12 protein-coding genes are annotated in these 15,139 nt (G+C 69.9%); all 12 read left to right on the top strand.

Annotated elements, in window-relative coordinates:
- Positions 1 to 75 precede the first annotated feature (75 nt).
- Complete coding sequence (gene folC / locus OG507_RS13410) at positions 76 to 1,599, top strand: bifunctional tetrahydrofolate synthase/dihydrofolate synthase (RefSeq protein ID WP_327367422.1); 1,524 nt, start codon at positions 76 to 78, stop codon at positions 1,597 to 1,599.
- Between the two features lie 5 nt (positions 1,600 to 1,604).
- Positions 1,605 to 1,964 (top strand): DUF4233 domain-containing protein, encoded by a 360-nt coding sequence (locus OG507_RS13405; protein WP_327367421.1) that lies wholly within the window; start codon positions 1,605 to 1,607, stop codon positions 1,962 to 1,964.
- 96 nt (positions 1,965 to 2,060) lie between these two features.
- A complete protein-coding gene (gene ndk, locus OG507_RS13400; protein ID WP_327367420.1) occupies positions 2,061 to 2,474 on the top strand; it encodes a nucleoside-diphosphate kinase in 414 nt (137 codons plus the stop codon).
- Positions 2,475 to 2,764: 290 nt separating this feature from the next.
- Entirely contained in the window at positions 2,765 to 3,784 is a 1,020-nt protein-coding gene (locus tag OG507_RS13395; protein ID WP_327367419.1) for a rod shape-determining protein, read from the top strand.
- A gap of 124 nt (positions 3,785 to 3,908) precedes the next feature.
- Positions 3,909 to 4,979 carry a rod shape-determining protein MreC gene (mreC, locus tag OG507_RS13390; protein ID WP_327367418.1) on the top strand — a complete coding sequence of 357 codons (1,071 nt, stop codon included), beginning with the start codon at positions 3,909 to 3,911 and terminating at the stop codon, positions 4,977 to 4,979.
- Positions 4,980 to 4,990: 11 nt separating this feature from the next.
- The gene (gene mreD, locus OG507_RS13385; protein ID WP_327367417.1) at positions 4,991 to 5,653 is read left to right on the top strand and encodes a rod shape-determining protein MreD; all 663 of its coding nucleotides are present in this window, start codon (positions 4,991 to 4,993) and stop codon (positions 5,651 to 5,653) included.
- A 61-nt stretch (positions 5,654 to 5,714) separates the two neighbouring features.
- The gene (gene mrdA / locus OG507_RS13380; RefSeq protein WP_327367416.1) at positions 5,715 to 7,880 is read left to right on the top strand and encodes a penicillin-binding protein 2; all 2,166 of its coding nucleotides are present in this window, start codon (positions 5,715 to 5,717) and stop codon (positions 7,878 to 7,880) included.
- The gene (gene rodA / locus OG507_RS13375; protein ID WP_327367415.1) at positions 7,880 to 9,070 is read left to right on the top strand and encodes a rod shape-determining protein RodA; all 1,191 of its coding nucleotides are present in this window, start codon (positions 7,880 to 7,882) and stop codon (positions 9,068 to 9,070) included. The genes mrdA and rodA overlap by 1 nt, the downstream gene beginning before the upstream one ends.
- 259 nt (positions 9,071 to 9,329) lie before the next feature.
- Complete coding sequence (locus OG507_RS13370) at positions 9,330 to 10,868, top strand: CYTH and CHAD domain-containing protein (RefSeq protein ID WP_327367414.1); 1,539 nt, start codon at positions 9,330 to 9,332, stop codon at positions 10,866 to 10,868.
- A gap of 50 nt (positions 10,869 to 10,918) precedes the next feature.
- The gene (locus OG507_RS13365) at positions 10,919 to 12,844 is read left to right on the top strand and encodes a TIGR03960 family B12-binding radical SAM protein (RefSeq protein WP_327367413.1); all 1,926 of its coding nucleotides are present in this window, start codon (positions 10,919 to 10,921) and stop codon (positions 12,842 to 12,844) included.
- Positions 12,845 to 12,932: 88 nt separating this feature from the next.
- Positions 12,933 to 14,123, top strand: coding sequence for a hypothetical protein (locus tag OG507_RS13360; protein WP_327367412.1), 1,191 nt, complete (start codon positions 12,933 to 12,935; stop codon positions 14,121 to 14,123).
- Between the two features lie 123 nt (positions 14,124 to 14,246).
- Positions 14,247 to 15,029 (top strand): TIGR03936 family radical SAM-associated protein, encoded by a 783-nt coding sequence (locus OG507_RS13355; protein ID WP_327367411.1) that lies wholly within the window; start codon positions 14,247 to 14,249, stop codon positions 15,027 to 15,029.
- The last annotated feature ends 110 nt before the right edge of the window (positions 15,030 to 15,139 follow it).

The following is a 15,139-nucleotide window of genomic DNA, read 5'->3' as shown; positions in this document are numbered from 1 at the left end:
ACGGGGGCTTCGCCGTCCCGCGCGCATGCGCCGGGCGCTGCGCGCGATGTCCGTGCCCATCCGTAGACTGGCCCCGTGAGTGAGCCCCGCCCTTCCGACCGGCACAACGCCTCCGATTCCGACGAGAGCTTCGCGGCGATCGTCGATGAAGCGACCCAGCGCGACCCCGACCTGGCGGTGATCGAGGCCGGTAGCCGTACGCTGCGCACCAGCTCCGGGCCACCGCAGGGCCACGACGTCCCCGCCCGACCCGCCGACCCCGAGGTGGACAAGGCGCTGCGCGCGGTGGAGCAGGAGCTCGCCGGACGCTGGGGCGAGACCAAGCTGGAGCCTTCCGTCACGCGCATCGCCGCGCTGATGGACGTGCTCGGCGAGCCGCAGCGCGCGTACCCCTCGATCCACATCACCGGGACCAACGGCAAGACGAGCACGGCCCGCATGATCGAGGCGCTGCTCGGCGCCTTCGACCTGCGCACCGGCCGCTACACCTCGCCGCACGTCCAGTCGATCACCGAGCGGATCAGCCTGGACGGCTCGCCGATGGACCCCGAGCGGTTCATCGAGACGTACCAGGACATCAAGCCGTACGTCGAGATGGTCGACGCCCAGCAGCCGTACCGGCTCTCCTTCTTCGAGGTGCTGACCGGCATGGCGTACGCGGCCTTCGCCGACGCACCGGTCGATGTCGCCGTCGTCGAGGTCGGCATGGGCGGCAGCTGGGACGCGACGAACGTGATCGACTCCTCGGTCGCCGTCGTCACCCCCATCTCGCTGGACCACACCGACCGGCTCGGCGGCACGCCCGCCGAGATCGCCGGTGAGAAGGCCGGGGTCATCAAGCAGGACGCCACGGTCATCCTGGCGCAGCAGCCGGTCGACGCCGCGCAGGTCATGCTGAAGAAGGCAGTCGAGGTCGACGCCACGGTCGCCCGCGAGGGCATGGAGTTCGGCATCGTCTCCCGCGAGATCGCGGTCGGCGGCCAGCTGCTGACGTTGCGCGGCCTGGGCGGCGAGTACGCGGAGATCTTCCTCCCGCTGTACGGCGCCCACCAGGCGCACAACGCGGCGGTGGCGCTCGCCGCCGTGGAGGCGTTCTTCGGGATCGGCGCCGAGCAGCCCGGCGCACTCGACACCGACACGGTCCGCCGGGCCTTCGCCTCGGTGGTCTCGCCGGGCCGCCTCGAAGTGGTCCGCTCCAGCCCGACCGTCGTCCTGGACGCGGCCCACAACCCGGCGGGCGCCCGTGCCACCGCCGACGGGCTCTCCGAGGCGTTCGGCTTCTCCCGGCTGATCGGTGTGGTCGGCGCCAGCGACGACAAGGACGTCAAGGGGCTCCTCGAAGCCTTCGAGCCGATCTTCGCCGAGGTCGTCATCACCCAGAACTCCAGCGGCCGGGCGATGGACGCCGACGCGCTGGCCGCCGTCGCGGTCGAGGTCTTCGGCAACGACCGCGTCCAGGTCGAACCGCGCCTCGACGACGCGCTGGAGGCGGCGATCACCCTCGCCGAGGAAGAGGACGAATACGCGGGCGCCGGCGTGCTGGTGACCGGTTCCGTGATCACGGTCGGCGAGGCCCGGCTGCTCCTGGGAAGGCACTGACCGACGTGCGTACGCTCTGTGCTTCGACGCTGATCGGCGAGTTCTTCGTGATCGGCTTCGCCGGACTCGTGGCGATGAAGTCCGACGATCTGACGAACGCCACGGTCTGGACGGTCTGCGGCATCGGCATGCTGCTGTCCGTGCTCCTCTGCGGGGTGATCACCCGCCCCGGAGGCATACAGCTCGGCTGGGCGCTGCAGATCGCCCTGGTGCTGAGCGGCTTCGTCGTACCGATGATGTTCATCCTCGGCCTGGTCTTCGGCGGCCTGTGGTGGGCCTCGGTGCACTACGGCCGCCGGATCGACGAGGTGAAGGCCCGCTGGGCGGCCGCGCAGGAGGCCTCCGAGGCCCCGGCCGGTGGCTGATCCCCCACCCCGCGGCCAAACCCGGCCGCAGGCCCGTCCCCGTACCCCTGTAGCCTCGCCTCACCGCACCCGCATGCCTGCAAGGAGCCGCACACCATGACCCAGCGCACCCTCGTTCTCCTCAAGCCCGACGCTGTCCGGCGCGGACTGGTCGGCGAGATCGTCGGGCGGATCGAGCGCAAGGCCGGCTGGCGGATCACCGCGCTGGAGCTGCGCACCCTGGACCGCGCCACGCTGGAGCAGCACTACGCCGAGCACGTCGGCCGCCCGTTCTACGAGCCGCTCGTCGAGTTCATGCAGTCCGGCCCGGTCGTGGCGCTGGTCGCCGAGGGCGAGCGGGTCATCGAGGGCATCCGTACGCTGGCCGGCCCCACCGACCCGATCGCCGCCGCGCCCGGCTCCATCCGGGGCGACTTCGGCACGATCACCCGGGAGAACCTCATCCACGCCTCGGACTCCGAGGAGTCCGCAGAGCGAGAACTGAAGCTTTTCTTCCCGGGACTTTCCTGACCTCGGATCAGCCGAACAGCGCTCATGACCTGGGGCGACCGAAGTAATTCGGCCGCCCTTCGGCATAGGGTCCCGGATCGCGGGAACGCATCACTCCGACGTAACGTCACCATGAGTGGAACGGCCACCCGTTCCGCCCACACAGGCGAAGGACCCTCGCGCGGTGTCCGTGCATACGGCACTACGATGGAATCTTCCACGCCCGCAGCGCTCACCTCGCCGACCATAACAAGCCAACATCGCTTTCTCGGAAGGCCCGACGCATCCTCATGGGGAACAAGGGGAACTCAATGTCGTTCATCGGCCGTGACATGGCTATCGACCTCGGGACTGCCAACACGCTGGTGTACGTCAGGGGGCGCGGCATCGTTCTGAACGAGCCGTCCGTCGTGGCCATCAACACCAACACCGGCGGCATCCTGGCGGTCGGTTCCGAGGCCAAGAAGATGATCGGGCGTACACCGGGCAACATCGTTGCCGTACGGCCCCTGAAGGACGGTGTGATCGCCGACTTCGAGATCACCGAGCGGATGCTCCGCTACTTCATCCTGAAGATCCACAAGCGCCGCTACCTGGCCCGCCCGCGGGTCGTGGTCTGCGTGCCCTCCGGCATCACCGGGGTCGAGCGACGCGCCGTCATCGAGGCGTCGACGCAGGCCGGTGCGCGTCAGGTGCACATCATCGAGGAGCCCATGGCGGCGGCCATCGGCTCCGGTCTGCCGGTCCACGAGGCCACCGGCAACATGGTCGTCGACATCGGCGGCGGCACCACCGAGGTCGCGGTCATCTCGCTCGGCGGAATCGTCACTGCCCAGTCGATCCGGGTCGCCGGTGACGAGCTGGACAACGCGATCATCCAGCACATCAAGAAGGAGTACTCGCTCCTCCTCGGCGAGCGCACCGCCGAACAGATCAAGATCACGATCGGTTCGGCGTACGAGATGGAGAAGGAGGAGCACACCGAGATCCGCGGCCGCGACCTGGTCTCCGGGCTGCCCAAGACCGTGGTCATCTCGGCCGCCGAGGTCCGCAAGGCCATCGAGGAGCCGGTCAACGCGATCGTCGACGCGGTGAAGACCACGCTCGACAAGTGCCCGCCGGAGCTCTCCGGCGACGTCATGGACCGCGGGATCGTCCTCACCGGCGGCGGCGCGCTGCTGCGCGGACTGGACGAGCGGCTGCGCCGCGAGACGGGCATGCCGATCCACATCGCCGAGGACCCGCTGGACTCGGTGGCGCTCGGATCCGGCAAGTGCGTCGAGGAGTTCGAGGCGCTCCAGCAGGTGCTGGACGCCCAGCCCCGCAGGTAACCGGGCCGGCCCGGCCCGGGGACAACAACACATCAGTCTGCCGTGCGGACCACTGCCGCTCCGTACGGCCGATCGTTGATATACAGGCACGAACATTCCGACGAGGAAGGCACGGCCGCCGCACGTGAGGGACACACGAGAGAGCCGGCTGCTCCTGGTGCTGCTGATCGCCATCGCATTCGCACTGATCACGGTGGACATCCGCGGCGGCGAGGGCTCACCGGTGGACGGCGCCCGGCGGGCCGCCGCCGCGGTCTTCGGGCCGGTGGAGAACGGCGTCGCGGCAGCCGTCGACCCGGTGGGCAACGCCATAGGGGCGGTACGCGACTCCGGGGCACGGCACAACCGGATCGCCGAGCTGGAGCAGCAGAACGCCGCGCTCAAGACGAAGCTCGGCAGCGACGACCAGAACCGCAGCCGGGTCCGCGAACTCGACAAGATGCTGAAGAAGTCGGCCGCCGGACAGTACGGCATCAAGGCCGCCGAGGTCATCGCCATAGGAGCGGCCCAGGGCTTCTCCTGGACGGTCACGATCGACGCGGGCTCCAACGACGGCATCAAGCGCGACATGACCGTCATCAACGGCGACGGTCTCGTCGGCCGGGTCACCACCGTCGGCCCGGACATCGCCACGGTGCTGCTGGCCAACGACCCCGACTTCACCGTCGGCACCCGCATGGAGAAGACCGACGAACTGGGCTTCGCCACCGGCCAGGGCTCCCAGCCGCTGTCCGTGCAGTTCCTCAACGGCAAGGCCAAGGTGAAGAAGGGCGACCGGCTGGTCACCTTCGGCTCCAGCAGGGACAAGCCGTTCGTGCCCGGCGTCCCGGTCGGCGAGGTCGTCCGCGTGGACCCGTCCAACGGCGGCCTGACCCGTACCGTCTACGTCCGTCCGTTCGTCGGGTTCACCAAGCTCGACATCGTCGGCGTCGTCGTCCAGGCCCCGCGCGAGGACCCCCGTGACATGGTCCTGCCGAAGCAGCCGGCCAAGCCCGCCAAGCCCAAACCCACCCCGACCGTCACCGTCACGATCTCGCCCAACGGCGACATCGTCGACACCGAAGGCAACGTCCTCGGGAACATCAACGAGAGCCCGGACCCGAGCGAGAGCCCGGACCCGAGCGGAAGTCCGGATCCCAGCGCCGGTCCGGGCGCCACACCGAACACCGGCAACACTGCAGACGAGCAGGAGTAGAGCTGATTCCCATGCGCTTGAACCGGACTCTGCTCTCCCTCGTCCTGGTCGTGATCGCCCTCGTCCTCCAGGTCTCCGTGCTCGCCCGCCTCCAGCTCCCCGGCGCCGTGCCCGACCTGCTGCTTCTCGTCGTCCTCGCACTCGCCTTCGTGTACGGGCATGTCAGCGGCGCCCTCATCGGCTTCGGCGCGGGACTCCTCGCCGACCTGGCACCGCCCGCCGACCACGCCGCCGGACGCTACGCACTGGTCCTCTGCGTCATCGGCTATGTCGCAGGACTGGCCAAGCCGGAGACCGGGCAGCTCAAGTCGGCCCTCGTCCCGATGATCGGGGTCGTCGCCGCGGCGATCGGCTCGACCCTGCTCTACGCGCTCGTCGGCGCGCTCGTGGGGGACACGGCGGCCCGTCATGTGGGCCTCGGCAGCCTGCTGTTCACCGCCGCGGTCTACGACCTGCTCCTCGCGCCGTTCGTCGTGCCCCTGATCATGGCGATCGCCAGACGCACGGTGAACGATCCGCTGGCCGACTCGTCCGGCGGCGGCGATGTCGCCGCGGGCTGGCTGGCCTCCGGCACCGGACTGCGGATCGGCAGCCAGCGCGGCGGACTGCGCGTCAAGGTCGCCCGCAACCGCGCGGCACGCGCCGGACGGATCAAGGGAGTCAAGCGACTGTGAGGCCGCACCACGGCGGGGACACCACCCGCACCTTCGGCCCGACCACCACCGGGGGCGCCCCGTGAGCAACATCCCCGAGACCGGCCGGACCCAGCGGGTCCAGATCCGCCTCGTAGTCATCCAGGTCCTCGTCTTCTCCCTGCTGCTCACCCTCGGCGGGCGCCTCTGGTACCTCCAGATCCGCAACGGCCAGGAGTACAGCGACGAGGCGAAGAGCAACCACGTCCAGCAGGTCGTCCAGCCCGCCGTCCGCGGCTCCATCCTCGACGCGCGCGGTGTGCCGCTCGCCGACAACGAGACCCGGCTGGTCGTCTCCGCCAGCCGGACCGAGCTGTTGAAGATGAAGGACGACGGCAAGGGCGTTCTGACCCGGCTCGCCGATGTCCTCGACATGAAGCCCAAGGAGGTCCTCGACAAGGTCCGGCTCTGCGACTCGAAGACGCCGCAGCCCTGCTGGAACGGTTCGCCGTACCAGCCGATCCCGGTCACCGACGAGGCCACCACCCAGCAGGCCCTCCAGATCCGCGAACGCGCCGAGGACTTCCCCGGCATCACGGCCGAGCCCACCGCCGTACGCCGCTACCCCGCTCCCGGCAAGTCCAACACCGCCCAGGTCCTCGGCTATCTCTCGCCCGTCACCGACGAGGAGATCACCAAGGCCCAGGACACCGACTCGCCGTACCTGCGCTCCGACCAGGTCGGCCGCTCCGGCCTGGAGCGCACCTACGACAAGGAACTGCGCGGCAAGGCCGGCGTCACCCGCTACGAGGTCGACAACCTCGGCCGGGTCATCGGCCAGGCGAAGAACGACAAGGCGGAGCCCGGATCCAGCGTCGTCACCTCGATAGACGCCCGCGTCCAGGCCGTCGCCGAGTACGAGCTCAACGAGGCCATGAAGGTCGCCCGGCAGTCCTTCGACAAGAACACCGGCGAGAACTACAAGGCCGACTCCGGCGCCGTCGTCGTCATGGAGGCCAAGACCGGCCGGGTCGTCGCGATGGCCTCCCTGCCGAACTACGACCCCAACGCCTGGGTCGGCGGCATCTCCGCCAAGGACTACGCCAAGCTCACCGGCAAGAAGTCCAACTTCCCGCTGCTGAACAGGGCCATCCAGGGCCAGGCCGCACCCGGCTCGATCTTCAAGGTCATCTCGTCGACCGCCGCGGTCAACGCCGGCTACCCCTTCGACGGCAACTACCCCTGCCCCAGCTCGTACAACGTCGGCGGACAGGTCTTCAAGAACTTCGAGTCCCAGGGTTATGGCTCCATCACCATCGGCCGGGCCCTCGAGGTCTCCTGCGACACCGTCTACTACGGCATCGCGCACAAGGAGTGGCTGAAGGACGGCGGCATCAACCCCAAGAAGCACCCCAAGGACTGGTTCTACAAGACGGCCCATCAGTTCGGCCTCGGCAAGGAGACCGGCATCGACCTCCCCAACGAGGTCACCGGCCGCGTCCCCGACCGCAAGTGGAAGCAGGACTTCTACAAGGCGAACAAGGACGCCTGGTGCAAGCAGGGCAAGAAGGACGGCTCGTACGTCGAGAAGATCGCGTACGAGAACTGCCTCGAAGGCAACAAGATGCGCGCCGGTGACTCCGTCAACTACTCGATCGGCCAGGGCGACACCCTCGTCACCCCGATCCAGATGGCGACCATCTACGCCGCCATCTCCAACGGCGGCACGCTCTACGACCCCACCGTCGGCAAGGCGATCGTCAGCGGCGACGGCAAGACCGTCGAGGAGATCGCGCCCAAGTCGCACGGCAAGCTGCCCTTCACGCGCAAGACCCGCAACGAGATCGACGGCGCCCTCGCTGGCGTCGCGACCCGTGGTTCGGCCGCCTGGCGCTTCGGCGGCTGGCCGCAGGACAAGATCCCGATGCACGCCAAGACGGGTACGGCCGAGGTCTACGGCAAGCAGACGACCTCCTGGTTCGCCACGTACACCAAGGACTACTCGATCGTCATGACGATCTCCCAGGGCGGTACGGGCTCCGGCGCGTCCGGGCCCGCCGTGCGCAACATCTACGACGCGCTCTACGGACTCGACGACTCCGGAAAGCAGGACCTGAAGAAGGCGCTGCTGCCCACCCCGCAGAAGTCCCTGCCGAAGATCCAGCACGACGGCTCGATCGAGGCCCCGGAGATCAAGCCGTACAACCCGGACTCGCAGAAGACCCCGGAGGAGCAGACCCTCGCGGCAGTGCTCGGGAGGCGCGACTGATGGCTGGATTCTCCGTCTCGCGGTACGCCCCCGAGCGCTCCGCCTGGGGCAAGCTCACCGCCCGCGACTCCCTCGTACGCAAACTCGACTGGCCGTTGCTCGGGTCCGCGATCGCGCTCTCCTTCATCGGCTCGCTGCTGGTCTACTCGGCGACCCGGGGCCGCGACACGCTCACCCACGGCGACCCGTACTACTTCCTCCTCCGGCACGCCCTCAACACCGGCATCGGCTTCGCTCTGATGGTCGGCACGGTCTGGCTCGGCCACCGCACCCTGCGCGGCGCCGTACCGATCCTCTACGGCCTCTCGGTGCTCCTCGTGCTGGCGGTCCTCACCCCGCTCGGCGCGACCGTCAACGGCGCGCACGCCTGGATCATCATCGGCGGCGGCTTCTCGCTCCAGCCGTCCGAGTTCACCAAGATCACCATCATCCTGATCATGGCGATGCTGCTCGCCGAGCGCGTCGACGCGGGCGACCAGCTCCACCCCGACCACCGGACCGTCGCCAAGGCCCTCGGCCTCGCGGCCGTGCCGATGGCCATCGTCATGGGGATGCCGGACCTCGGCTCCGTGATGGTCATGGCCGTCATCGTGCTCGGCGTGCTCCTCGCCTCCGGCGCCTCGAACCGCTGGGTCTTCGGCCTCCTCGGAGCGGGCGCGGGCGGCGCCGTCGCCGTCTGGCAGCTCGGCCTGCTCGACGACTACCAGATCGCCCGCTTCGCCGCCTTCGCCAACCCCGCGCTCGACCCGGCAGGCGTCGGCTACAACACCAACCAGGCACGCATCGCGATCGGTTCCGGCGGCCTCACCGGAACGGGCCTCTTCCAGGGCACCCAGACGACCGGACAGTTCGTCCCCGAGCAGCAGACCGACTTCGTCTTCACCGTCGCGGGCGAGGAGCTCGGCTTCCTCGGCGCCGGACTGATCCTCTTCCTGCTCGGTGTCGTCCTGTGGCGCGCCTGCCGGATCGCCCGCGAGACGACCGAGCTGTACGGCACGATCGTCGCCGCCGGAATCATCGCCTGGTTCGCCTTCCAGGCGTTCGAGAACATCGGGATGACCCTCGGCATCATGCCGGTCGCCGGGCTTCCGCTGCCGTTCGTGTCGTACGGAGGGTCCTCGATGTTCGCCGTCTGGGTGGCCGTCGGTCTGCTCCAGTCGATCAGGATGCAGCGGCCGATAAGCGCGTAGGGGCGTCTTCGTGCGCGGCAGCCCTCTGCCGGGGCCCGGCGTGGGGCCTGGCCCCGGCAGAGGGCTGCGCAGAGAACCGAATAGCGTCTAGATTCGGTTCGTGACTCCTCCACCCGGCAAGCGGGCGGCTTCTCACCCGGCTCGGTCGAACCTCGTGACGGCCAAGCCCTGACCGCTGCCCGGGGGCAGGATCACAACGTAGGACACGTCAGCGCCGCTGCAGTGGGCGAAGCCGACCGTTCACTCGAAAGAAGGTCCGATGAATCAGACCAAGCGAGAGATCGAGCGGAAGTACGAAGCCACCACGGAAACCCGGCTCCCCGACCTGAGCCGGGTGGCCGGGGTCTCGGCCGTCGCCCACCGGGGCGTCAGCGAACTGGACGCCGTGTACTACGACACCGAGGACCTCCGGCTCATGGCCGGCGCCCTCACCCTGCGCCGCCGCACCGGCGGGAGCGACGAGGGCTGGCACCTCAAATTCCCGGTCGCCACCGGTATCCGGGACGAGCTCCGGGAACCGCTCTGCGACACCCTGCCGCACTCTCTCGCCGGGCTGCTCCGCTCCCGGGTCCGCGACAGCGCACTCGTCCCCGTCGTCCGGCTGCGCACCGCCCGCGACGTCCACCATCTGCTCGACGATGGGGGCGCGCTGCTCGCGGAGGTAAGCATCGACGCGGTGCATGCCGAGCGGCTGACGGGCGGCAGTGGCACGGCAGCCTGGACCGAGATCGAGGTCGAACTCGCCGACGACGGCGACCCCGCCTTCCTCGACGCCGTCGAACGAAGGCTGCGCAAGGCCGGTGTCCGCCCGTCCGCATCGCTGTCCAAGCTGTCCAGGGCGCTCGCCGAGACCGCACCGAAGCGGAAGCAGGACAAGGAGCGGAAGAAGGGCTCCGGGGAGCAGAATGCGCCACTCACGGCGGGCGACCACGTCCTCGCGTACATCCGCCGGCAGGCCGAGACGATCGTCGCCCTCGACCCCGCTGTACGCCGTGACCTCCCCGACTCCGTGCATCAGCTGCGGGTCGCCACCCGCAGACTGCGCAGCGCGCTGCGGACGTACCGCAAGATCCTCGACCGGAACGTCACCGACCCGGTCGGCGACGAGCTGAAGTGGCTGGCCGCCGAGCTGGGCATCGACCGCGACCAGGAGGTCCTCGACGCCCGGCTGCGCGCCGGTCTCGCCGCACTGCCCCGCACGCTGGTCCTCGGCCCCGTGCGCAGCCGGCTGCGGATCTGGTCGGCGGCCCGCCGCGGCGGCTCCCGGCGCCGGACCGTCGCCGTACTCGACGGGAAGCGGTACCTGGCACTCCTGGAGAGCCTGGACGCCCTGCTCGACGCCCCGCCGCTGCTGCCCGCCGCGTCCCGCGCCCCCGCTCAGGCGCTGTCCCGCGCCGTGCTGAAGGAGTACGAGCGCCTCGCGACCAGGGTGGGCCATGCCCTCGGGCTGCCGCCCGGCCACGACCGGGATCTCGCCCTGCACGATGCCCGCAAGGCCGCCAAGCGCGCCCGTTACGCGGCGGAGGCGGCCCGGCCCGCGCTCGGGAAGCCGGCTGGGCGGATCGCCGGACGGATGAAGTCCGTACAGACCCTCCTCGGCGACCATCAGGACAGCGTGGTGGCCCGTGATGCCCTGCGCACCCTGGCCGTCCAGGCGCACGCGGCGGGGGAGCCGTCGTTCACCTGGGGACTGCTGTACGGACGGGAGGAGGCGGCCGCCGCGGGCCACGAGAGGGAGCTGCCGAAGCTGTGGGAGCGGGCGTCGCGGCCGCGTCTGCGGGCGGCGCTGGAAGGCTGAGCGCCGGGGTACGCTTGATGGTCACCCTTGCCGGCTCTCGAAAGTTCGCGATGTCTGTCGATTCGGTCTTCCCACAGCTCGAAGCTCTGCTCCCGCATGTGCAGAAGCCCATCCAGTACGTCGGCGGTGAGCTGAACTCCACCGTCAAGCCGTGGGACGAATGCGACGTCCGCTGGGCACTGATGTACCCGGACGCGTACGAGGTCGGACTCCCCAACCAGGGCGTCATGATCCTTTACGAGGTGCTCAACGAGCGCCAGGGCGTCCTCGCCGAGCGCACCTACAGCGTGTGGCCGGACCTCGAAGAGCTGATGCGCGAGCACAAGGTCCCGCAGTTCACCGTGGACAGCCACCGCCCGGTCAAGGCGTTCGACGTCTTCGGGCTGAGCTTCTCCACCGAACTCGGCTACACCAACATGCTCACCGCCCTGGATCTCGCGGGCATCCCCCTCAACGCCCGGGACCGCACCCTCGACGACCCGATCGTGCTGGCCGGCGGCCACGCCGCGTTCAACCCCGAGCCGATCGCGGAGTTCATCGACTGCGCGGTCATCGGCGACGGGGAGCAGGCCGTCCTGGAGATCACCGAGATCATCCGCGCCTGGAAAGCCGAGGGCCGCCCCGGCGGCCGCGAAGAGGTGCTGCTGCGCCTCGCGAAGACCGGCGGCGTGTACGTTCCGGGCTTCTACGACGTCGAGTACCTCCCGGACGGGCGCATCGGCCGTGTCGTACCGAACAAGTCGGGTGTGCCGTGGCGGGTGTCCAAGCACACCGTGATGGACCTCGACGAGTGGCCGTACCCGAAGCAGCCCCTCGTGCCCCTCGCCGAGACCGTCCACGAGCGGATGTCCGTCGAGATCTTCCGCGGCTGCACCCGCGGCTGCCGTTTCTGCCAGGCCGGCATGATCACGCGCCCCGTGCGGGAGCGAAGCATCACCGGCATCGGCGAGATGGTCGAGAAGGGTCTCAAGGCGACCGGCTTCGAAGAGGTCGGTCTGCTCTCGCTCTCCTCCGCGGACCACACCGAGATCGGCGAGATCGCCAAGGGCCTCGCCGACCGGTACACCGACGACAAGATCGGTCTCTCGCTGCCCTCCACCCGCGTCGACGCGTTCAACGTGGACCTGGCCAACGAGCTGACCCGCAACGGCCGCCGCTCCGGACTCACCTTCGCCCCCGAGGGCGGCTCCGAGCGCATGCGCAAGGTCATCAACAAGATGGTCTCGGAAGAGGACCTCATCCGTACCGTCGCCACCGCGTACGGCAACGGCTGGCGCCAGGTGAAGCTGTACTTCATGTGCGGTCTGCCCACCGAGACCGACGAGGATGTCCTCCAGATCGGTGACATGGCGGTCAATGTGATCGCCAAGGGCCGCGAGGTCTCCGGCCAGAACGACATCCGCTGCACCGTCTCCATCGGCGGCTTCGTGCCCAAGCCGCACACGCCGTTCCAGTGGGCCCCGCAGCTCGGCGCCGAGGAGACCGACGCCCGGCTGGCCAAGCTCCGGGACAAGATCCGCGGCGACAAGAAGTACGGCCGCTCCATCGGCTTCCGCTACCACGATGGCAAGCCAGGCATCGTCGAGGGCCTGCTCTCGCGCGGTGACCGCCGCGTCGGCTCCGTCATCCGCGCGGTCTACGAGTCCGGCGGCCGCTTCGACGGCTGGCGCGAGCACTTCAGCTACGACCGCTGGATGGCCGCCGCCGAGAAGACGCTGCCCGAGTACGGCGTCGACGTCGACTGGTACACCACCCGTGAGCGGACGTACGAGGAGGTCCTGCCCTGGGACCACCTGGACTCCGGTCTCGACAAGGACTGGCTCTGGGAGGACTGGCAGGACTCGCTCGACGAGACCGAGGTCGATGACTGCCGCTGGACCCCGTGCTTCGACTGCGGCGTCTGCCCGCAGATGGACACCAGCATCCAGATCGGCCCGACCGGCAAGAAGCTCCTGCCGCTGTCGGTCGTGAAGTAGGCGCATCGGCCGTTCCGTCCGGGTGACAGCTCGGTGACGAAGGCCCGGTCCGGGAAACTCCGGACCGGGCCTTCGCGTCATGTACGGCATGGACTACGGCAAGCACCAGACCCCCGCGCGGTACGAAGCGGGTGAGGGCTGTCTGACCACCCTGATCAGGATTCCGGTACGGATCGTGGTGGTGGTGATCGTCCTGCCCGTACGCATGGTCTGGGACGCCCTGGTGGTGGGCGCCCGCGCCGCCGACCGCATCCTGCTGCGCCCGCTCGGCCGGGCCCTGTCCTGGCTGTTCGCGACGCTGGTCGTGATCCCCGCCGTCCGGCTGTACGAGGCGGTGCTCACCCCGCTCGGCCATGCGCTGCTGTGGCTGGCCGAGTTGGTCTTCGTCCGGCTGTGGGTCGCGCTCTGGCGGTATGCGCTGGTGCCGGTGGTGCGTTACGGGCTCGTGGTGCCGGTGGTGTGGCTGTACGAGGCGGTGCTCACCCCGGTCGGGCACGGGCTGCGCTGGGTGTACCGCGTGCTGCTCACCCCTGCCGGACGGGGCATCACCACCGCGCTCCGCCGGGTGCTCACCGCCCTGTTCGTCCGGCCGGTGGTCGGCCTGTGGCGATACCTCCTGGTACCCCTCGCGCTCGCTGTCGTCTGGCTGGCGGAGCACCTGGTCGTACGGCCGCTGGCCTGGGCGTACCGGGAACTGCTCACCCCGCTCGGCCACGGCATCACCTGGCTGCTCGCACAGCTGGCGCGCGGGATCGCGGCCGTGGGGCGCGGGCTGTGGGCGGCGGTGGTATGGCTGGTCCTGACCCTGCTCGTCGCACCGCTCACCTGGCTGTACCGCCGGGTCCTCGCCCCGGTCGGCCGGGAGATCGCCGCCGCGTTCGGCATCGCCTGGCGCATCGCCGGGTACATCTCGCGGGCCGTCGGCCGGGCCATCGCCTGGCTGGCGTGGCATCTGGTCGGGGCGCCGGTGACCTGGGTCTACCGCACGATGTGCACGCCGGTGGGACATTTCGTCCGGGACGCCGTCTGGAACCCCGCCAAGCGGGCCGCCGTCGAAGCTGGACGCGCCACCCGGGCGGCGCTGCGCACGGCCCGCGAGACAGTGGCCCGGGCCCGCCGCGACACCTGGCGGGCACTGGTCGGCGGGACCGGGGTGCCCGAGCCCCGGGAACCGGGGAGCGCCCTTGCGCGTACTCTGGGTAGTACAACGACTGTGCCCAGCGCGGCGCCCGAACCAGAGATCTCCTCGCTCGGAGAGAAGAACGCCGAGCGGGGGTGAGCCGGAACGGACACCCCGGGCCACCCGCAATTTCGAGGGCGGCGTGCCACCGCGTCCGTCCCGCACCGAGGAGAAGAACCACTGGGCAAGCGACAGCCCGAAGGCCCGCCGCCCGCACCGGCGGTGCAGCGCATCCGACTGCGCTACACCAAGCGCGGCCGCCTCCGGTTCACCAGCCACCGTGACTTCCAGCGTGCCTTCGAGCGGGCGCTGCGCCGCTCCGAGGTGCCCATGGCCTACTCGGCGGGCTTCACCCCGCACCCCAAGGTGTCGTACGCCAATGCCGCCCCCACCGGCACCGGCAGTGAGGCCGAGTTCCTGGAGATCGCCCTCACCGAGGCCCGGGATCCGGCCGTCCTGCGCGAGCTGCTCAACGGCTCGCTCCCGGACGGTCTCGACATCACCGACGCCGTGGAGGCCCGTACCTCGGGTCTCGCCGACCGGCTGACCGCTTCCATCTGGGAGCTGCGCCTCGACGGAGTCCCCGTCGAGGAGGCCGCCAAGGCCGTGGCCGCTTTCAACGGCGCCGAGACCGTCGAGGTCCAGCGCCGGGCGAAGAACGGCATGCGCACCTTCGACGCCCGCGCCGCCGTGGTCGACCTGCAGGCCCTTGATCCACAGCCTGATAGGCCCGAGGACAAGCCCTGTGCGATACTGCGGCTGGTTGTTCGGCACGTGACACCTGCCGTGCGACCTGACGACGTCCTGTCCGGTCTCCGCGTTGTGGCCGACCTGGCGCCGCCGGTCCCCGCAGCGGTGACCAGGCTGGCGCAGGGGCTCTTCGACGAGGAGTCCGGCACGGTGACCGACCCGCTCGCGCCCGACCGCGAGGCAGCCCCGGCCGCTCCATCCACGGCCGCCGGGACCGCCGCCGCGACGGCGCCGGAAGGTGCAGGTTCCGCGTAAGGCGGTCGTTGCAGCGCAGCCCTCCGACTCGGGAGCCACCTGGGTCGGGCCGCGCGATGACCCATAAGACTTTCGCCAGGCCGTACGCACATCGCATACGGAACCGGCGA

The sequence above is a fragment of the Streptomyces sp. NBC_01217 genome (assembly GCF_035994185.1).
Classification (GTDB): Bacteria; Actinomycetota; Actinomycetes; order Streptomycetales; family Streptomycetaceae; genus Streptomyces.
This window is presented reverse-complemented; position numbering and strand designations above follow the sequence as displayed.